Below are 19,032 nucleotides of genomic sequence, written 5' to 3' on the forward strand. Positions count from 1 at the left end.
ATAATGGAAGCCCTGGTAGAAACAATTGTAAAAGCTCTTGTGGATCATCCTGAAGATGTTCGGATTGAAAAAGAAGAAATGAACAGTTTGGAAATATACAAGCTTCACGTTCATGCTAATGATACGGGTAAAGTCATTGGAAAGCAGGGGAAAGTTGCGAGATCAATTCGTACTGTGATGAACGCTGCTGCTGTTCAGTCCAATAAACGTGTACAGTTGGAGATACTTTAGGGGGGAGATGAAACTCCTCTTTTTTGTTTTTTTAGCTCCTCATGTGCGTTTAGGCTCTTTCCGATGATAAAGAAGAAAGAACTAATCCGAAAGCTCTCCCTTTTAAAAACCTGCCAAGAAACCAGGTTTTTCTATTGCTTGGTTTATATCATGTGATAAACAGAACCTACTTACATATGGAGGGACAGCGCGATGAAAATCATTGTAAAGTATGAAGTGAAACAGATTCTAACCGAAAAAAGCCGTGCTTCCTATCTAGACAAGTGCCAAAAAGAGTATGCCTCTCTCCTGCAGGAGCGGGAACATCTCCAATTCGAAATGAAACGATTGCAAAAAAAACGTCCTTCTGATCAAAAGTGGATAGCAGATCAATTTGATAAAGAATTACGGTCAAGATCTGAACGGATGTCGTTCCTTGATTTTCAGATGGATCAACTCGATCAACTATCATTAGGATCAGAAATTCATGATGGAGAAATACAATCCGTTCAGGAACTTCAAATTGGGGATGAGTGGCATGGAAGAGAGCAAAAAGGTAAAATAGTTGTAAAAGATGGGATTGTGCAAAGCATCTTCCCTGACTCAACAGGAAAGGATATCATGATATGACAGAATGGCTTAATGTTGGCAAGATCGTTAATACCCACGGCGTGCGAGGAGAAGTACGCGTAATTTCTAGAACGGATTTCCCTGAGGAACGTTATGCAACAGGCAACAAGTTATACTTATTTAAGAATGACGAGCCTGTCGCATTAACGGTTTCATCTCACAGAAAACATAAGCAGTTTGATTTGCTTACATTTGAAGGTTTTCACAATATAAACGAAGTAGTGCATATGAAAGAAGGCATTTTGAAAGTAAAAGAAGATCAAGGCGGAAAGCTTTTAAAAGAAGAATTTTATTACCGTGATATTATCGGACTTGAAGTTCACACTGAAGAAGGCGAATATCTTGGGAAGGTCAAAGAAATTCTGTCACCAGGAGCAAATGATGTCTGGGTTGTTCAAAGTGCTAGCGGTGGTAAGGATCTTTTGTTACCGTACATCGAGCAAGTAGTAAAGCAAGTTGATTTAGATGAGGGGAAGATTACCGTTCATTTAATGGAAGGACTTCGTGATTAACATGAAGATTGATGTTCTTTCCTTGTTCCCTGAAATGTTTACAGGCGTTTTTAATCACTCTATTCTAAAACGTGCACAGGAAAACGGTGCTGTAACGTATCAGGTGACAAATTTTCGAGACTATAGTACGAACAAACACAAAAACGTCGATGATTACCCATACGGAGGCGGTGCAGGAATGGTTTTGACACCACAGCCGGTTTTTGATGCAGTTGAAGATCTTTCAGGTAACGAAAAGCCTCGCGTCATTCTGATGTGTCCTCAAGGGGAGCGGTTTACTCAGAAGAAAGCAGAAGAGCTTTCAAAAGAAGATCACCTTATTTTTGTTTGCGGTCATTATGAAGGCTACGATGAACGAATTCGTGAGAATCTCGTAACCGATGAAATATCAATTGGTGACTTTGTGTTAACTGGCGGTGAACTTGGTAGTATGGTTGTCATTGATAGTGTAACAAGGCTGCTGCCAGGTGTCCTAGGCAATGACACGTCTGCGCCCATGGATTCGTTTAGCAGCGGATTACTTGAGCACCCCCATTACACGCGACCGTCTGAATACGATGGGATGAGTGTGCCTGATGTCCTGCTGTCAGGTAATCATTCGGCCATTGCTAAATGGCGTCTTAAAGAATCACTTAGACGTACATGGAGTAGAAGACCTGATCTACTCGAAGAGAAGGATCTGACAAAAGAAGAACAGAAATTACTTCAAGAAATTAAGGATGAAAACAACTGATTTCTTTCTTGTAATCTAAATAATGCTATGCTATGATATCAGTTGTGGCATAAGTCACGTATTACGATGTTCCGCTGTAATGAAAGCTTATTTATAAGAGCATCTGTGTGGAAGGAGGGTTACTTGATGCACAAGTTAATCCAGGATATCACAAAAGACCAACTTAAGTCGGATCTTCCAACTTTCCGACCAGGAGATACTGTTAAAGTTCACGTTAAAGTTGTCGAAGGCACTCGTGAGCGTATTCAGGTATTCGAAGGTGTTGTGATTAAACGACGTGGTGGCGGAATCAGCGAAACGTTTACAGTTCGTAAGATTTCTTACGGTGTAGGTGTTGAGCGTACATTCCCTGTACATTCACCGAAAGTTGCTAAGCTTGAAGTTGCTCGTCGCGGTAAAGTTCGCCGTGCTAAGCTATACTACTTGCGTGCACTTCGTGGTAAAGCCGCTCGTATTAAAGAAATTCGATAAAGTTACACGTGGAAAAGGAGCTTGCACAGTCAGGCTCCTTTTTTCTATTGTATAAATTCATATGAAATAGAAAACACATTATGGTAGAATATAGCGGTACATACAGGTTTCTTAGCGTGTATTTGAGGGGAAAAATAGTTAAAAAGACCTTTTTGTAGGAGGAACGAGCATGAATAGCTCTAAATCAGCTGAGAAAAAAGACTCATGGGAATGGATCCGTGCTCTTGTCATTGCTTTTATTCTTGCCGGAGCCGTACGCTATTTTATTTTTGCTCCAATTGTTGTAGATGGTGAAAGTATGATGCCAACGCTCCAGGACCGTGATCGAATGATTGTAAACAAGATAAGTTATAATATTGGAGATGCTGAGCGTTTTGATATCGTTGTATTTGAAGCGCCAGAAGGGAAAGATTATATTAAACGAGTGATCGGCTTACCAGGAGATACGGTTGAATATAAAGAAGATACCCTCTATGTAAATGGGGAGCCAATTGAAGAACCGTATCTCGAACCATACAAAAACGATCTTCTAGACGGTAACTTAACATATGATTTCGACTTATCAGGTGTGACGGGTCAAAAAACCGTACCTGAGGGTCAATTGTTTGTAATGGGTGACAATCGTCAGCACAGTAAAGATAGCCGTTCAATTGGCTTTGTACCAATAGAGAAAGTAGTAGGGGAAGCGAACGTAATCTTCTGGCCGCTAAACGATATTCAAGTAATGCAATAGAAAGAATAGGGTGAGATGGTATGACGATTCAATGGTTTCCTGGACATATGGCAAAAGCACGCCGGGAGATTACCGAAAAGCTTAAGATGATCGATGTTGTAATTGAACTAGTAGACGCAAGAATTCCTCTTGCTTCGCGTAATCCGATGATTGACGAAATCGTTTCTTCTAAACCAAGACTAATTTTGCTAAATAAAGCAGATATGGCGGATGATCAGAAAACAAATGAGTGGAAGAACTATTTTCAATCACTAGGGCATAAAGCATTACCGATTGACTCGCAATCAGGTAAAGGTGTTAAAGCAATACCAGGGGCTGCTAGAGAGCTTATGAGTGATAAGATTGATCGAATGATTGAGAAGGGCATGAAACCTCGTGCTGTACGAGCACTTATTCTTGGAATTCCAAACGTGGGTAAATCAACACTGATTAATCGACTAGCTGGTAAAAGAATTGCCAAAACAGGGGATCGACCTGGTATTACAAAAAAACAGCAGTGGATAAAAGTTGGCGATGAAATGGACCTTCTTGATACACCAGGGATTTTGTGGCCTAAATTTGAAGATCAGCAAACAGGATATAAGCTGGCCGCTACAGGTGCGATCAAGGATGAAATTCTAGATTTTCAAGATATATCTGTTTTTGTTCTTAAATTTCTTAGCGTACACTATCCAGAGCGATTAATGGATCGGTATAAGCTTGAGGCAATTCCTGAAGATGTTGTTGAGCTATTTGATGAAATAGGCAAAAAACGCGGCTTCTTAATGAGCGGAGGCTGGATTGATTACGACAAAACAGCTGAAACCGTTCTTCGTGAGCTTCGAAGTGGGAAACTGGGGGATGTTACGCTAGAAACGCCCGAAAGGTAAGGCCAACAGTGCCTTGCCTTTTTTCAATTAGAAAGAGAAGAGAGAGGGAGACAATTGAAACCGAAATGGTCCATTAAAGAAATTGGAGAAATAATTAAGAACGGGTATTCAGAAGAGGAATGGGAAGAGTTTAAAAAGGATGAACGTAAAGGAGTAGAGCGACTACTTGCGAAAGAGGAAAAGAAAAAACAAGAAAAGCAGAAACTAATTGACATGCATGTCGATATGAGCGTATTTGAAGCTCACTATAGAAGTGAAGGATACCAATCAATAGCAGGAGTCGATGAAGTTGGTCGAGGCCCTCTCGCAGGCCCTGTAGTCGCTTCAGCAGTCATCTTAAACCCTGATGCTCCTATTCTTGGGTTACAAGATTCCAAAAAGCTTTCCACATCAAAGCTTCATGAGCTATTTGAAGAAATTAATGAATATGCTTTAGCTATTGGTGTTGGTGTCATAAGTCCTGCAGAGATAGATGAGTTAAACATTTATCAAGCAACAAAACAAGCGATGCAAAAAGCGGTTAAGGCGTTAAATGTGCAAGCAGATCTGTTACTAGTAGACGCGATGCAGTTGCCAATTCAAATCAAACAAGAATCGTTAATAAAAGGTGATACAAGAAGTGTTAGCATTGCCGCAGCATCAATTGTTGCGAAGGTTACACGTGATCGAATGATGACGGAATTAGCAGAAAAATACCCTCAATATGGATTCAATCGTCACGTTGGGTATGGGACGAAAGAACACTTAGCAGCACTAGAAGAACACGGTGTTACAGAAGTTCACCGAAAGTCTTTTGCACCTGTTCGAAATCGTATTGGTATGCTTTAGTATGATTGCTGTAAAATAGATGATACTATACTTATTCCAGAAAGAAGGGGCAATCATCCGTGAATGATCCAGGACATCCAGAAAGAAATAATTCATTTTATGAAGAAGCAGGCGAGGAATTTGGTGTCTACACACCAGCTGCTGCAAGAGAATTAACCATTACAGACCATCAAAAGAGAGAGCAGCAGGAAGGTAGTTCGCAATCGAAAAAAGCAGGTAGAGAAGAACAGGAAGACGGGAGATAACCCGTTTTCCTGTTTTTTGAATTTAGTAGCCTTTCTGGAATTGAGACTTACCAAAAAAGCTGGTTATAAATAAATATTTAATGGCTTCCAATACTTTACTCTAATAAAAGAAGAGTGACTTTTTGCAAAAGGGTAGACAATCGGTGTGAATTTTCTATACAATGAAAACGTCGTCAAAGATTTGATTGACTAGGATAGGAGGATGAGAGAATGAATATCCATGAATATCAAGGAAAAGAAGTCCTAAGAAGCTACGGGGTATCAGTCCCTAACGGACAAGTCGCATACTCCGCGAAAGAAGCTGTAGACGTTGCTAAACAATTAGACAGCAGTGTTTACGTTGTGAAAGCTCAAATCCACGCAGGTGGTCGAGGAAAAGCTGGCGGTGTTAAAATTGCCAAGAACCTTGATGAAGTTCGTACATATGCCGAGGAAATTCTCGGAAAAACGCTCGTTACTCATCAAACGGGACCAGAAGGTAAAGAAGTAAAGCGCTTACTTATCGAAGAAGGTTGCGATATCGAAAAGGAATATTACGTAGGTCTTGTTCTTGACCGTGTGACTTCACGTGTTGTAATGATGGCATCTGAAGAAGGCGGAACTGAAATTGAAGAAGTGGCTGAGCATAGCCCTGAGAAAATCTTTAAAGAAGTGATTGATCCTGCCGTTGGTCTTCAAGGTTATCAAGCTAGAAGACTAGCATTCAACATTAATATTCCGAAAAAACAAGTAAACAAAGCAGTGAAATTCATGCTTGGTTTATACAAAGTATTTATCGAAAAAGACGCATCCATTGCAGAAATTAATCCACTAGTTACAACAGGTGACGGTAATGTAATGGCTCTTGATGCAAAGTTGAACTTTGATCCAAATGCGCTTTATCGTCATAAAGATATTCTTGAACTTCGCGATCTTGACGAAGAAGATACAAAAGAAATCGAAGCTTCTAAATATGAGCTAAGCTACATCGCTCTTGAAGGTAATATTGGTTGCATGGTTAATGGTGCAGGCCTTGCTATGGCTACAATGGATATTATCAAGCATTACGGCGGCGATCCCGCTAACTTCCTTGACGTTGGGGGCGGCGCAACTGCAGAGAAGGTTACAGAAGCCTTCAAAATTATTCTTTCCGACAAGAACGTTAAAGGCATCTATGTAAATATATTTGGCGGTATTATGAAGTGTGATGTTATCGCTGAAGGTGTTGTAGAAGCTACGAAACAAGTTGGACTTGAAATTCCACTTGTTGTACGTCTTGAAGGAACAAATGTAGATCTAGGAAAACAAATCCTGAATGATTCAGGATTAAATATTACCGCTGCTGAGTCTATGGCTGACGGCGCGGAAAAAATCGTTTCATTAGTTAAGTAGAAAGGCGGGACTAGGAATGAGCGTATTCATTAATCAAGATACAAAAGTCATCGTTCAAGGTATTACTGGATCAGTTGGTTTATTTCATACACAGCAAATGCTTGAGTATGGTACGAAGATTGTTGGCGGCGTAACGCCAGGTAAAGGCGGCACTGAAGTTGAAGGCGTTCCTGTATTTGATACAGTTGAACAAGCTGTTCAAAAGACTGGCGCAAATGCTTCCGTTATCTATGTTCCTCCTGCTTTTGCTGCAGATGCAATCATGGAAGCGGTTGACGCTGAGATGGACCTTGCTATTTGTATTACTGAGGGAATCCCGGTAATCGATATGGTTAAAGTGAGTCGTTATATGGAAGGGAAGAAAACACGCCTTGTTGGACCAAACTGTCCAGGTGTTATTACTCCTGAAGAATGTAAAATTGGCATTATGCCTGGTTACATTCATAAGAAAGGTCACGTGGGCGTAGTTTCTCGTTCTGGTACATTAACGTATGAAGCTGTTCATCAGCTTTCAGAAGCTGGAATAGGCCAATCTACTGCTGTCGGTATCGGTGGCGATCCGGTTAATGGAACAAACTTCATCGATGTATTGAAAGCTTTTAATGAAGATGACGATACGTATGCAGTTATTATGATCGGCGAAATTGGCGGTACGGCTGAAGAAGAAGCCGCTGAATGGGTTAAAGCAAACATGACGAAGCCAGTTGTTGGATTTATCGGTGGTCAAACGGCACCTCCAGGAAAGCGCATGGGTCATGCTGGTGCGATTATTTCTGGCGGTAAAGGAACAGCCGATGAGAAGATCAAAACAATGGAATCATGTGGGATTAAAGTCGCACCAACTCCTGCAGTTATGGGCGATACACTAATCTCTGTTCTAGAAGATAAAGGTTTACTTGAGAAGTGCACAACACATAAGGCTTAATGGTAATAGCTCCCGATCGGGAGCTATTTCTCTTATACATAACAAATTACACTCAAAATTTTGTTTCTGATAGGAGAGATCGATGTTTGATAACGTTTAGAAGCCGGTTAATACAGTTGCATCAGTGTCGAGGTACAGACTGGAAGCTGCTTCAATCATTTCTCATATTTGACCCAACGCTTCAAAGCATATATGATATGTCTGCTACTCAGTTAAAGCAGTTTGGACTATCAAGTGACCTAGCAGGTCTTTTATATGAAGATCTTCATATGAGTAAACCGTGGAGAATATCTAATGTTAAAGCAGGCGATATTAGAGCCATAACAAGATTTGATGAAGCATACCCTGAAAGACTATCGCATATTTATGATGCACCGTGGGTGATTTATTGTTTAGGGAATATAAAGCTTCTTAATGATAAGAAATCTTTAAGTGTTGTTGGCTCTAGGAATCACTCAGCAGATGCAGAACCGATGATGAAGTATATTTTAACTCCAATCGTATCTAGTGGGTGGACAATTGTCAGCGGTCTTGCGCTCGGGATCGATACACTTGCACACCAGCTTGCGCTCGATTATCATGCAGGAACTATTGCCGTGCTTGGAAGTGGATTCAAACATATCTATCCTAAAGAAAACAATATGTTAGCATCCATTATTGCTCAAAATGGTCTTCTCCTAACAGAATACCCACCTGATCGTCGACCTGAAAAACATCAGTTTCCTGAACGCAATCGAATTATTAGCGGATTGTCTGCAGGAACACTGATTGTAGAGGCTAGAAAACGAAGCGGTTCGTTGATTACAGCTGATCAGGCGATGGAGCAGGGTCGCGATGTATTTTGTTTACCTGGAAGAATAACAGATCTGCATGCAGAGGGGACAAATCGTCTCATTCAGCAGGGGGCAAAGCTTGTCATGGAAGCGAAAGATATTCTGGACGAAATACCGAATATTCACGAAAAATCAAACTAGCACTATTTGACAAACGAGTTTTGACTATTTAATAATAAGGAAGATTTTAAAATATACCTCAATGGGGGGAGGAAACGTATTGTGGCAGATTATCTAGTTATTGTTGAATCTCCCGCTAAAGCAAAAACAATTGAAAAATATTTAGGGAAGAAATATAAGGTGAAAGCCTCATTAGGTCACGTCATTGACCTGCCAAGAAGTCAGATGGGCGTTGATGTGGAGAATAACTATGCACCTAAATATATAACAATTCGCGGGAAAGGCCCTGTACTGAAGGAAATTAAAGATGCTGCTAAAAAAGCAAAGAAAGTCTATCTCGCAGCTGACCCCGATCGCGAAGGGGAAGCAATTGCGTGGCATCTTGCTCACAGTTTAAAAATTGATGAGCAAGCAGAGTGCAGAGTCGTATTTAATGAAATTACGAAAGACGCTGTAAAAGATGCGTTTAAACAACCTCGACCGATTAATATGGATCTCGTAGATGCTCAACAGGCACGTCGTGTTCTTGATCGTCTCGTTGGTTACAACATAAGTCCTTTATTATGGAAGAAAGTGAAAAAAGGGTTAAGTGCTGGTCGAGTTCAATCGGTAGCTGTACGTCTCATTATTGAAAGAGAGAAAGAAATCCAGAACTTTGAAGCAGAAGAATACTGGAAAATTAAAGCCTCTTTTGAAAAAGATGGAGAACAATTCGATGCTGGTTTCTATGGTATTGATGGTAAGAAAACAGAGCTCCACTCAAGAGAAGATGTAGACAATGTTTTAAAACGGATCGAGGGAGATCAGTTCAACATTCAGTCCGTTCAAAAGAAAGAACGTAAACGAAACCCTGCTAATCCATTTACAACGTCGTCTCTTCAACAAGAAGCGGCACGAAAATTAAACTTTCGTGCAAAGAAAACCATGATGCTTGCACAGCAGCTTTATGAAGGAATTGCAATTGGTAAACAGGGAACAGTCGGTTTAATTACGTATATGAGAACAGATTCAACTAGAATCTCTGAAACGGCAAAAGATGAAGCAAAAGAATATATCCAAGGAAAGTATGGCGAGTCCTACTTATCTGGTAAAAAAACCGCTAAGAAACAGTCTGGTAAATCGCAGGACGCACACGAAGCTGTCCGTCCTACCTCAGTTATGCGTGATCCATCTGAGATGAAGGCATACTTGAAGAGGGATCAATTGCGATTGTATAAGCTGATCTGGGAACGGTTCGTTGCAAGTCAAATGGCACCTGCCATTATGGATACGATGAGCGTAGATCTTGAGAATAATGGAACAATTTTCCGTGCTACAGGCTCAAAGGTGAAATTTAAAGGATTTATGAAAGTGTATGTAGAGGGTAATGATGACAACAAAAAGGAAGAAGATAAGATGCTTCCTGATCTTGAAGAAGGTATGAATGTTGATTCATCAGAAATTGATCCTACTCAACACTTTACACAACCGCCGCCAAGATATTCTGAAGCGCGTCTTGTTAAAACGATGGAAGAGCTCGGTATTGGGCGTCCATCTACTTATGCGCCTACGCTTGATACGATTCAGCGTAGAGGCTATGTTGCACTAGAGGACAAGAAATTTGTACCAACTGAGCTTGGAGAAATAGTTCTTGAGCTTATTCTAGAGTTTTTCCAGGACATTATTAATATCGAATTTACCGCCGGTCTTGAAAATGATCTTGACAAAATTGAAGATGGAGATGCAGAATGGATTTCTGTCATCAACGAGTTTTATCAAAATTTCGAACAGCGACTAAAAGTTGCTGAAGAAGAAATGAAAGAAGTCGAGATCAAAGATGAGCCTGCTGGGGAAGATTGTGAGAAGTGTGGTTCTCCTATGGTGATTAAGATGGGCCGTTACGGTAAATTCATGGCTTGCTCGAACTTCCCAGACTGCCGAAATACTAAACCAATTCTGAAAGAAGTTGGAGTTACCTGTCCTAAATGTAAAGAAGGTAACGTTGTTGAACGTAAGAGTAAGAAAAACCGACTTTTCTATGGTTGTGATCGATTCCCAGAATGTGATTTCCTTTCATGGGATAAGCCAATCAAACGACCATGTCCTAAATGTGGCGATTTGCTTGTTGAGAAGAAGACAAAGAAGAAAAAAGAGATCAAATGTGTAAACTGTGATTTCATCGAAGAAGAAAACTAGTAAGGAGTTTTAGCAATGAGTAATCATGTTACGGTTATCGGAGCTGGACTAGCTGGAAGTGAAGCAGCATGGCAACTGGCAAAACGAGGGGTAGATGTTCATCTTTATGAGATGCGCCCTAAGAAGCAAACGCCAGCCCACCATACTGATAAATTTGCCGAGCTTGTTTGCAGTAACTCGCTACGTGCAAATACACTAACAAACGCTGTTGGTGTATTAAAAGAAGAAATGCGTAAAATGGATTCGGTTATTATTAAATCTGCGGATGAATGCGCAGTCCCTGCTGGCGGTGCGCTAGCAGTTGACCGTCATGAATTCGCAGCTAAAGTAACTGAAAATGTGAAAAACCATCCGAATGTGACCGTTTTTTCTGAGGAATGTACGAAAATTCCTGATGGTCCAACGATCATTGCGACAGGACCTTTAACATCAAAGGACCTATCTGATCAATTAAAAGCGCTTAGTGGCGAAGAGTATTTATACTTCTATGATGCAGCTGCTCCAATCATTGAAACAGAAAGCATCGATATGGATAAAGTATATAAAAAATCCCGTTATGATAAAGGGGAAGCAGCTTACTTAAACTGTCCAATGACAGAAGAAGAGTTCAACACGTTTTATGAAGCGCTAATCTCAGCTGAAACGGTGCCGCTGAAAGAATTCGAAAAAGAAATTTTCTTCGAAGGTTGTATGCCAATTGAGGTAATGGCGCAGCGTGGACAGAAAACAATGACGTTTGGCCCGCTAAAACCAGTTGGTCTTGAAGATCCGAGAACAGGAAAGCGTCCATATGCTGTTGTTCAATTAAGACAAGACAATGCTTCAGGTACACTTTATAACATTGTTGGTTTCCAAACACATCTCAAATGGGGTCCTCAAAAAGAAGTGATTCGTTTAATACCAGGACTTGAAAATGCAGACATTGTGCGATATGGTGTGATGCATCGAAACACGTTTATCAATTCTCCGAATCTATTAAGAGCAACTTATCAGTATAAAGAGAGAGATAACTTATTTTTCGCAGGTCAAATGACAGGCGTTGAGGGGTATGTAGAATCTGCAGCATCAGGTTTAATTGCTGGGTTTAATGCAGCTCGTTATATGAATGGTGAGGAGCCGGTTGTGTTTCCTGAAGAAACAGCGCTTGGTAGCCTAGCGAATTATATAACAACGGCAAACCCTGATAACTTCCAGCCGATGAATGCGAATTTTGGGTTATTCCCACCTCTAGAAACACGAATTAAAAGTAAGAAAGAGCGCAATGAAACAATAGCTAACAGAGCGCTAGAAACAATTCAGAATTTTGTAAAAAGATTGTAAATTTCTATTGCTTAGGCTTCTAGATTGTGATACGATTTAGAAGCCTTTTGAGGTGATAACTATGAATGACAATCAGCAAGCTCATATTCAGTCATTTTCTGAATATCTTCAGATTGAAAAGAATTGTTCACCACATACGATCTCAGGTTATTTACAGGACATTGAGCACTTTAAGTCTTTTATGAAGCAGCAGACTATTGATGTCCTTGCTGCTGTTTCTTATGTAGACGTTAGGGTTTACTTAACGGAACTTCATGAGAGAGGCTATGCAAGGAAAACGGCCGCGAGGAAAATCTCGACGTTAAGGAGCTTATATCGCTTTCTTTTAAGGGAAAACATTGTAGAGATAAACCCTTTTACAATGAGTTCACTGCCGAAGCAAGAAAAGCGTCTTCCACAATTTCTCTATGAGCAGGAATTGAGTCAATTATTTGAAGCGCCTAATTTGGACACCCCACTAGGACAGAGAGACAAAGCACTGCTCGAAGTACTATATGGATGTGGGATTCGTGTTAGTGAATGCGTAGACCTTGATTTAGAAGATATTGATTTTGCAATCGGCACGATCTTTGTTACGGGTAAAGGGCGTAAAGAAAGGTACGTACCAATTGGTAGTTTCGCTATAGATGCAATTAAAGAGTATATTAACGATGGGCGCTCGAAACTCCTTTCGTCAGCAAAGGAACCTACAAAGGCTCTGTTTTTGAACTTTAGAGGTGTTAGAGTAACAGCAAGAGGTGTCCGCACAATCCTTAATAAGATTGTTAAAGACGCTTCATTGCATGTACATATAAGCCCGCATGTGATGAGACACACATTCGCAACACATTTGCTGAATGAAGGAGCCGACTTACGGTCGGTTCAAGAACTTTTAGGGCATTCGAATCTTTCGAGCACACAAATTTATACGCATGTCACAGGGGATCGACTGAAAACAATATACATGAACCATCACCCAAGAGCTTAATCGCTCGGGAGGAGGAACTTATGGGAGACTTTCATTCAACGACAATTTTTGCTGTGCGACATAATGGTGAATGTGCAATGGCAGGAGATGGCCAGGTAACATTCGGAAATGCTGTTGTAATGAAACATACAGCCAAAAAAGTTAGACGACTTTTTCATGGCAAAGTAATTGCAGGATTTGCTGGGTCAGTAGCAGATGCATTTACCCTATTCGAGAAATTTGAAAGCAAGCTTGAAGAATATGGTGGCAACCTTCAGAGAGCTGCGGTAGAACTCGCTAAAGAATGGCGAAGTGACCGCGTGCTAAGAAAATTAGAAGCAATGCTTATTGTGATGAATAAAGATGAGCTACTCCTTATTTCTGGAACAGGTGAAGTAATTGAACCTGATGACGGCATCCTTTCCATTGGGTCAGGATCAAATTATGCGCTTTCGGCAGGTAGAGCACTTAAACGATACAGCGAAAGCAAGAGTGCGGAAGAGATTGCGAGAGCATCAATGGAAATAGCTTCAGAAATTTGTGTATATACGAACGATCAAATTATCGTCGAAACCATTTAGTATCAAAACTGTATCTTTTGGAGGAGATCGTATGTCTAATCCATTAACACCGAGACAAATTGTTGAAAAACTAGATCAATATATTGTTGGTCAGAATGATGCAAAGAAAGCTGTAGCAGTAGCGCTAAGAAATCGATATCGCCGTGGTCTTTTAAGCGATAAACTGAAAGATGAAGTGAACCCGAAGAATATTTTAATGATTGGTCCTACAGGAGTAGGTAAAACAGAAATTGCAAGACGACTGGCTCGCCTTGTAAATGCTCCTTTCATTAAAGTAGAGGCAACAAAATTCACTGAAGTAGGTTATGTCGGACGAGACGTTGAATCAATGGTTCGCGATCTTGTTGAGACATCGATCAGACTTGTCAAAGAAGACCGAATGGAACAGGTGAAAGGCAAAGCTGAGGAGAATGCTAATAAGCGTATTGTGGAATTACTTGTACCATCTAGTAAGAAACAGACACAATACAAAAATCCGCTCGAAATGTTATTTGGTAATCAAGGGCAAGAAGAGTCGAACTCACAGTCGACTTCTGAAGATCAATCGATCGCTTCTAGAAGGAAGCAAATTGCACAGCAACTTGCACTTGGAGAATTAGAAGATCGGATGATTACAGTTGAGGTTGAGGAACAAAACAATTCGATGATGGATATGTTTCAAGGCGCTGGCATGGAGCAGATGGGTATGAACATGCAGGATATGCTGGGTAACTTTATGCCAAAGAAAAAGAAAAAACGTAAACTACCAGTTTCTGAGGCGCGGAAAGTACTAACTCAGGATGAAGCTGCTAAACTTGTGGATATGGATGAAGTTGCACAGGATGCTGTTTCGAAAACGGAGCAAACGGGAATTATTTTTATTGATGAAATTGATAAGGTTGCTGGAAAAAGCCAACAATCTGCAGATGTTTCAAGGGAAGGTGTCCAAAGAGACATTCTACCAATTGTAGAAGGCTCAACAGTGACAACCAAGTATGGTCCTGTAAAGACCGACCACATCTTGTTCATGGCAGCTGGAGCATTTCACATGTCAAAACCTTCTGATCTCATTCCGGAGCTCCAAGGGAGATTTCCGATTCGCGTCGAGCTTAATAGCTTAACAATTGATGACTTCAAACGCATTTTAACAGAGCCCGATAATGCACTTGTGAAACAGTATACAGCTTTGTTAGAAACTGAAGGTATAAAAGTTGAATTTTCAGACGATGCTATTCATAAAATTGCTACAATTGCCACGGAAGTGAATCAGGATACTGACAATATTGGGGCGCGTAGACTTCATACCATTCTAGAAAAACTTCTAGAAGATTTGTCGTTTGAAGCACCAGATATTAATCTTGAAAGCATTACGATTACACCAGAGTATGTTGAGGAGAAGCTAGCTTCTATCGCGAAGAACCGTGACCTCAGCCAGTTCATCTTATAACAATTGCAGGAGGAAAAAACTATGAATTTACTTGAAAAAACAAGAAAAATCAATGGAATGCTTCAAAAATCAGAAGGACCAGTTAACTTTACAGATATGGCAGAAACACTTCGTGACGTTATTATGGCAAATGTCTATGTGGTTAGTCGTAGAGGGAAGCTACTTGGAATTGCAATCAATCAGGAAATCGAGAATGAGCGCATGAAGAAGATGTTTTCTGAGCGTCAATTCCCTGAAGAGTATACCCAAAACCTATTCAATATTAATGAGACGTCATCAAACCTTGATATTACAAGTGAGTACACAGCGTTTCCAGTAGAGAATCGTGACTTATTTGAGAAAGGTCTTACAACGATTGTTCCAATCGTAGGTGGTGGAAGCCGTCTAGGTACGCTAATCCTTTCTCGTTTAAGCGATTCTTTCTCAAATGATGACCTATTGTTAGCTGAATATGGTGCGACAGTAGTAGGTATGGAAATTCTACATGAGAAAGCAGAAGAAATTGAAGAAGAAGCAAGAAATAAAGCTGTTGTTCAAATGGCGATTTCTTCTCTATCTTACAGTGAGCTAGAAGCGATTGAGCACATCTTCGAAGAGCTTGAAGGGAATGAAGGCCTTCTAGTTGCTAGTAAAATAGCTGACCGCGTCGGTATCACTCGTTCAGTAATCGTGAACGCACTTCGTAAGCTAGAAAGTGCAGGCGTTATTGAGTCTCGCTCACTAGGTATGAAAGGGACTTATATTAAAGTCCTTAATGATAAGTTTCTAGTAGAGCTTTCAAAACTTAAAACACAATAATACTTACGCTCCGGTTTATCCGGAGCGTTTACTATTTAAATTACTTTAGGCACAAGCGGATTTTGTAATTTAAACTTGCGGCATTATATTCTATATGTTATATTAATCAACGGTGTTAATCACACACGCTTGTTGATTTGGGAAGTGGTGCTGCGACTGCAGTTTTTCTCAGATAAGATGCAAGCGGAGGCTAAAAAAACCATTAGGAGGAACACAATCATGGCAGTAATCTCTATGAAACAGCTTCTTGAAGCTGGGGTACACTTCGGTCACCAGACTCGTCGTTGGAACCCAAAAATGAAACCTTATATCTTCACTGAAAGAAACGGTATCTACATTATCGATCTTCAAAAAACAGTGAAGAAAGTCGAAGAGGCTTATAACTTCGTTCGTGACATCGCTCAGGACGGTGGTAAAGTTCTTTTCGTTGGTACGAAAAAGCAAGCGCAAGATTCCGTTAAGGATGAAGCGATCCGTGCTGGACAATACTACATCAACCAACGCTGGTTGGGTGGAACACTTACGAACTTTGAAACAATTCAAAAGCGTATTAACCGCCTGAAGAGCCTTGAGAAGATGCAAGAAGACGGCACTTTCGAAGTACTACCTAAGAAAGAAGTTATCCTTCTTAAAAAAGAAATGGATCGCCTTGAAAGATTCCTTGGTGGTATTAAAGACATGAACGGCGTTCCAGACGCATTGTTCGTAATCGACCCTCGTAAAGAGCGTATCGCTATTGCTGAGGCTCGTAAGCTTAATATCCCAATCGTTGCGATCGTGGATACAAACTGTGATCCAGATGAGATCGACTATATTATCCCTGGTAACGACGATGCAATCCGCGCTGTGAAACTTCTTACTGCTAAAATGGCTGACGCTGTTATCGAAGTTAGCAAAGTAGAAGAAGAAGCAGAAGTTGAAGCGGTAGAAACTGAAGAAACATCTGTATAAGAACACAAAGGGGTGATAAAGGGGAACTCAAACCCCTTTATCACCTTTTTTTAACCCAAAAGGGTATGATTACATATCATAATTCAAGGAGGAATTACTAATGGCAGTAACAGCTCAAATGGTAAAAGAATTGCGCGCACAAACTGGTGCAGGTATGATGGATTGTAAAAAAGCTCTAACAGAAAACGACGGTGACATGGACAAAGCGATTGACTGGCTTCGTGAGAAAGGTATCTCTAAAGCAGCTAAGAAAGCTGATCGCGTAGCAGCAGAAGGTCTTGCAACGATCGCTGTTGAAGGAAACAAAGCAGTAATCGCTGAAATTAACTCTGAAACTGACTTCGTTGCAAAGAACGAGAGCTTTACTTCACTAATCAATGATATCTCTCATCACCTCCTTAAAGCTAGCCCAGAGTCTGTTGACGCAGCTCTTGAAAGCAAAATGGAAAACGGACAAACAGTTACTGAATTCCTAAACGATAAAATTGCTAAGATCGGTGAGAAAATTTCTCTTCGTCGCTTCCAAATTGTAGAGAAAACTGATGCAGATGCATTCGGTGCATACCTTCACATGGGAGGACGTATTGGCGTTCTAACTCTTCTTGAAGGAACAACTGATGAAGAAGTTGCAAAAGACGTAGCAATGCACACTGCTGCTGTTAACCCTCGTTTTGTATCTCGCGATGCTGTTCCAGCTGAAGAAGTTGAGCGCGAGCGCGAAGTACTTAAGCAACAGGCTCTTAACGAAGGTAAGCCAGAGAAAATTGTTGAGAAGATGGTAGAAGGTCGTATCAATAAGTTCTTCGAAGAAATTTCTCTTGTTGACCAGCCGTTTGTTAAAGATACTGACCAAAAAGTTGGAAAGTATGTTGAATCTAAAGGCGCTACTGTTAAAGGCTTTATCCGCTACGAAGTTGGAGAAGGCATGGAGAAGCGTGAAGATAACTTCGCTGATGAAGTTATGTCTCAAGTGAAGAAGTAAAACAATGATAGGGAACACGTTGTGTTCCCTATTTTTCAAGAATAAATAATGAAAACATGCTGGAGGGTTAAAATGAGCGGAGCCAAGTATGAACGCGTTGTGTTAAAATTAAGCGGAGAAGCATTGTCTGGTGGAGAAGGTCAAGGGATTTCACCAACAATTGTTCAGTCTATCGCATCACAAGTGAAAGAAATTCACGAAATGGGTGTTGAAGTAGCCGTTGTTGTTGGTGGTGGAAACATCTGGCGTGGTAAAGTAGGCAGTGAAATGGGCATGGACCGTGCTACAGCTGATTATATGGGCATGCTTGCAACGGTTATGAACTCACTTGCAATGCAGGATAGCCTTGAAAGCATTGGGGTTGAAACGCGTGTTCAAACTTCAATCGAAATGAGACAGGTAGCAGAACCTTACATCCGCCGTAAAGCAATTCGACACTTAGAGAAAAAACGCGTTGTTATTTTTGCTGCAGGAACAGGTAACCCTTACTTCTCAACAGATACGACGGCAGCTCTTCGTGCAGCCGAAATTGAAGCTGACGTTATTTTAATGGCGAAGAATAACGTTGACGGAGTATACACAGCAGATCCGTCGATCGATGCAACTGCGAAAAAGTATGATACCCTTTCATACCTTGATGTACTTAAAGAAGGTCTTGCAGTTATGGATTCCACAGCATCTTCACTTTGTATGGATAATGATATCCCGCTCGTTGTCTTCTCCATTATGGAAGAAGGTAACATTAAACGTGCCATTTGTGGCGAAGAAATCGGAACAGTTGTAAAAGGGAGAGATTAAGAATGCCAAAAGAAATTTTAAAAAACGCTGAAGAACGTATGCAGAACGGAATTACAAGCTTGAAGCGTGAGTTAGCTACATTAAGAGCTGGAAGAGCAAACGCTTCTCTTCTAGACAAAATCCAAGTAGAGTACTACGGTGCACCTACTCCCGTTAACCAGCTTGCTGGTATTACAGTGCCAGAAGCTCGTATGCTCTTAATTCAACCATACGATAAGTCATCTGTAGGGGATATTGAGAAAGCAATCCTTAAATCAGATCTTGGTCTAACACCTTCAAACGATGGTAACGTGATTCGCCTCACAATCCCAGCTCTAACTGAAGAGCGCCGTAAAGATCTAGTTAAGCTTGTTAAGAAATACGCGGAGGAAAGCAAGGTTGTTATCCGTAACATCCGTCGCGATGCTAACGATGATCTTAAGAAAAAGGAAAAAGATGGCGATATTACAGAAGACGAACTTCGTCGTAGCAATGATGATGTGCAGAAGCTAACGGATAAATATGTAGCTGAAGCGGAGAACGTTGCTGCAGATAAAGAAAAAGAAATCATGGCAGTCTAATTCAATAACATGTAA

At 40.7% G+C, this 19,032-nt stretch carries 22 protein-coding genes; all 22 read left to right on the forward strand.

Annotation, left to right across the window (positions count from 1 at the left end; translation table 11 throughout):
• Nucleotides 1-3 precede the first annotated feature (3 nt).
• The gene (locus tag JI666_RS01670; RefSeq protein ID WP_206888289.1) at nt 4-231 is read left to right on the forward strand and encodes a KH domain-containing protein; all 228 of its coding nucleotides are present in this window, start codon (nt 4-6) and stop codon (nt 229-231) included.
• A 192-nt stretch (nt 232-423) separates the two neighbouring features.
• Nucleotides 424-840 (forward strand): YlqD family protein, encoded by a 417-nt coding sequence (locus tag JI666_RS01675; protein ID WP_206888290.1) that lies wholly within the window; start codon nt 424-426, stop codon nt 838-840.
• Nucleotides 837-1,352 (forward strand): ribosome maturation factor RimM, encoded by a 516-nt coding sequence (gene rimM, locus JI666_RS01680; protein WP_206888292.1) that lies wholly within the window; start codon nt 837-839, stop codon nt 1,350-1,352. Before JI666_RS01675 ends, rimM begins: the two co-directional genes overlap by 4 nt.
• Before the next feature lies 1 nt (nt 1,353).
• Nucleotides 1,354-2,085: a tRNA (guanosine(37)-N1)-methyltransferase TrmD gene (gene trmD, locus JI666_RS01685; protein ID WP_206889269.1), complete on the forward strand. Its 732-nt coding sequence runs from the start codon at nt 1,354-1,356 to the stop codon at nt 2,083-2,085.
• A gap of 126 nt (nt 2,086-2,211) precedes the next feature.
• Nucleotides 2,212-2,556 carry a 50S ribosomal protein L19 gene (gene rplS / locus JI666_RS01690; protein ID WP_206888294.1) on the forward strand — a complete coding sequence of 115 codons (345 nt, stop codon included), beginning with the start codon at nt 2,212-2,214 and terminating at the stop codon, nt 2,554-2,556.
• Nucleotides 2,557-2,725: 169 nt separating this feature from the next.
• Nucleotides 2,726-3,289, forward strand: coding sequence for a signal peptidase I (gene lepB, locus JI666_RS01695; protein ID WP_206888296.1), 564 nt, complete (start codon nt 2,726-2,728; stop codon nt 3,287-3,289).
• Nucleotides 3,290-3,309: 20 nt separating this feature from the next.
• Complete coding sequence (gene ylqF, locus JI666_RS01700; RefSeq protein ID WP_206888300.1) at nt 3,310-4,158, forward strand: ribosome biogenesis GTPase YlqF; 849 nt, start codon at nt 3,310-3,312, stop codon at nt 4,156-4,158.
• A gap of 54 nt (nt 4,159-4,212) precedes the next feature.
• Nucleotides 4,213-4,986 (forward strand): ribonuclease HII, encoded by a 774-nt coding sequence (gene rnhB, locus JI666_RS01705; RefSeq protein ID WP_206888303.1) that lies wholly within the window; start codon nt 4,213-4,215, stop codon nt 4,984-4,986.
• A 59-nt stretch (nt 4,987-5,045) separates the two neighbouring features.
• Complete coding sequence (locus JI666_RS01710; protein WP_136945539.1) at nt 5,046-5,231, forward strand: hypothetical protein; 186 nt, start codon at nt 5,046-5,048, stop codon at nt 5,229-5,231.
• Nucleotides 5,232-5,441: 210 nt separating this feature from the next.
• On the forward strand, nt 5,442-6,602 hold the full coding sequence (sucC, locus tag JI666_RS01715; protein WP_136945538.1) for an ADP-forming succinate--CoA ligase subunit beta: 1,161 nt from the start codon (nt 5,442-5,444) through the stop codon (nt 6,600-6,602).
• A gap of 16 nt (nt 6,603-6,618) precedes the next feature.
• Nucleotides 6,619-7,527: a succinate--CoA ligase subunit alpha gene (gene sucD / locus JI666_RS01720; protein ID WP_206888306.1), complete on the forward strand. Its 909-nt coding sequence runs from the start codon at nt 6,619-6,621 to the stop codon at nt 7,525-7,527.
• An 86-nt stretch (nt 7,528-7,613) separates the two neighbouring features.
• Nucleotides 7,614-8,501: a DNA-processing protein DprA gene (gene dprA, locus JI666_RS01725; protein ID WP_206888308.1), complete on the forward strand. Its 888-nt coding sequence runs from the start codon at nt 7,614-7,616 to the stop codon at nt 8,499-8,501.
• 81 nt (nt 8,502-8,582) lie between these two features.
• Nucleotides 8,583-10,655, forward strand: a complete 2,073-nt coding sequence (topA, locus tag JI666_RS01730; RefSeq protein ID WP_206888311.1) for a type I DNA topoisomerase — start codon at nt 8,583-8,585, stop codon at nt 10,653-10,655.
• Between the two features lie 15 nt (nt 10,656-10,670).
• On the forward strand, nt 10,671-11,975 hold the full coding sequence (gene trmFO, locus JI666_RS01735) for an FADH(2)-oxidizing methylenetetrahydrofolate--tRNA-(uracil(54)-C(5))-methyltransferase TrmFO (RefSeq protein ID WP_206888314.1): 1,305 nt from the start codon (nt 10,671-10,673) through the stop codon (nt 11,973-11,975).
• A gap of 61 nt (nt 11,976-12,036) precedes the next feature.
• Nucleotides 12,037-12,942, forward strand: a complete 906-nt coding sequence (gene xerC / locus JI666_RS01740; protein WP_206888317.1) for a tyrosine recombinase XerC — start codon at nt 12,037-12,039, stop codon at nt 12,940-12,942.
• 20 nt (nt 12,943-12,962) lie between these two features.
• Entirely contained in the window at nt 12,963-13,502 is a 540-nt protein-coding gene (gene hslV, locus JI666_RS01745; RefSeq protein ID WP_206888320.1) for an ATP-dependent protease subunit HslV, read from the forward strand.
• Between the two features lie 31 nt (nt 13,503-13,533).
• On the forward strand, nt 13,534-14,928 hold the full coding sequence (hslU, locus tag JI666_RS01750; RefSeq protein WP_206888323.1) for an ATP-dependent protease ATPase subunit HslU: 1,395 nt from the start codon (nt 13,534-13,536) through the stop codon (nt 14,926-14,928).
• 21 nt (nt 14,929-14,949) lie between these two features.
• Complete coding sequence (codY, locus tag JI666_RS01755) at nt 14,950-15,726, forward strand: GTP-sensing pleiotropic transcriptional regulator CodY (RefSeq protein ID WP_206888326.1); 777 nt, start codon at nt 14,950-14,952, stop codon at nt 15,724-15,726.
• A gap of 219 nt (nt 15,727-15,945) precedes the next feature.
• Complete coding sequence (gene rpsB, locus JI666_RS01760) at nt 15,946-16,677, forward strand: 30S ribosomal protein S2 (RefSeq protein WP_159782362.1); 732 nt, start codon at nt 15,946-15,948, stop codon at nt 16,675-16,677.
• Between the two features lie 100 nt (nt 16,678-16,777).
• Nucleotides 16,778-17,659 carry a translation elongation factor Ts gene (gene tsf, locus JI666_RS01765; protein ID WP_206888329.1) on the forward strand — a complete coding sequence of 294 codons (882 nt, stop codon included), beginning with the start codon at nt 16,778-16,780 and terminating at the stop codon, nt 17,657-17,659.
• Between the two features lie 72 nt (nt 17,660-17,731).
• Nucleotides 17,732-18,457, forward strand: coding sequence for a UMP kinase (gene pyrH, locus JI666_RS01770; RefSeq protein ID WP_206888332.1), 726 nt, complete (start codon nt 17,732-17,734; stop codon nt 18,455-18,457).
• Between the two features lie 2 nt (nt 18,458-18,459).
• Nucleotides 18,460-19,017, forward strand: coding sequence for a ribosome recycling factor (gene frr, locus JI666_RS01775; RefSeq protein ID WP_206888335.1), 558 nt, complete (start codon nt 18,460-18,462; stop codon nt 19,015-19,017).
• The last annotated feature ends 15 nt before the right edge of the window (nt 19,018-19,032 follow it).

The sequence above is a fragment of the Bacillus sp. NTK071 genome (assembly GCF_017303315.1).
Taxonomy (GTDB): domain Bacteria; phylum Bacillota; class Bacilli; order Bacillales; family Guptibacillaceae; genus Guptibacillus.

Coding starts and splice junctions, on each gene's coding strand:
- JI666_RS01670 (WP_206888289.1), top strand. CDS start 4: ATGGAAGCCCTGGTAGAAACAATTGTAAAAGCTCTTGTGGATCATCCT.
- JI666_RS01675 (WP_206888290.1), top strand. CDS start 424: ATGAAAATCATTGTAAAGTATGAAGTGAAACAGATTCTAACCGAAAAA.
- rimM (WP_206888292.1), top strand. CDS start 837: ATGACAGAATGGCTTAATGTTGGCAAGATCGTTAATACCCACGGCGTG.
- trmD (WP_206889269.1), top strand. CDS start 1,354: ATGAAGATTGATGTTCTTTCCTTGTTCCCTGAAATGTTTACAGGCGTT.
- rplS (WP_206888294.1), top strand. CDS start 2,212: ATGCACAAGTTAATCCAGGATATCACAAAAGACCAACTTAAGTCGGAT.
- lepB (WP_206888296.1), top strand. CDS start 2,726: ATGAATAGCTCTAAATCAGCTGAGAAAAAAGACTCATGGGAATGGATC.
- ylqF (WP_206888300.1), top strand. CDS start 3,310: ATGACGATTCAATGGTTTCCTGGACATATGGCAAAAGCACGCCGGGAG.
- sucC (WP_136945538.1), top strand. CDS start 5,442: ATGAATATCCATGAATATCAAGGAAAAGAAGTCCTAAGAAGCTACGGG.
- sucD (WP_206888306.1), top strand. CDS start 6,619: ATGAGCGTATTCATTAATCAAGATACAAAAGTCATCGTTCAAGGTATT.
- trmFO (WP_206888314.1), top strand. CDS start 10,671: ATGAGTAATCATGTTACGGTTATCGGAGCTGGACTAGCTGGAAGTGAA.
- xerC (WP_206888317.1), top strand. CDS start 12,037: ATGAATGACAATCAGCAAGCTCATATTCAGTCATTTTCTGAATATCTT.
- hslV (WP_206888320.1), top strand. CDS start 12,963: ATGGGAGACTTTCATTCAACGACAATTTTTGCTGTGCGACATAATGGT.
- hslU (WP_206888323.1), top strand. CDS start 13,534: ATGTCTAATCCATTAACACCGAGACAAATTGTTGAAAAACTAGATCAA.
- codY (WP_206888326.1), top strand. CDS start 14,950: ATGAATTTACTTGAAAAAACAAGAAAAATCAATGGAATGCTTCAAAAA.
- rpsB (WP_159782362.1), top strand. CDS start 15,946: ATGGCAGTAATCTCTATGAAACAGCTTCTTGAAGCTGGGGTACACTTC.
- tsf (WP_206888329.1), top strand. CDS start 16,778: ATGGCAGTAACAGCTCAAATGGTAAAAGAATTGCGCGCACAAACTGGT.
- pyrH (WP_206888332.1), top strand. CDS start 17,732: ATGAGCGGAGCCAAGTATGAACGCGTTGTGTTAAAATTAAGCGGAGAA.
- frr (WP_206888335.1), top strand. CDS start 18,460: ATGCCAAAAGAAATTTTAAAAAACGCTGAAGAACGTATGCAGAACGGA.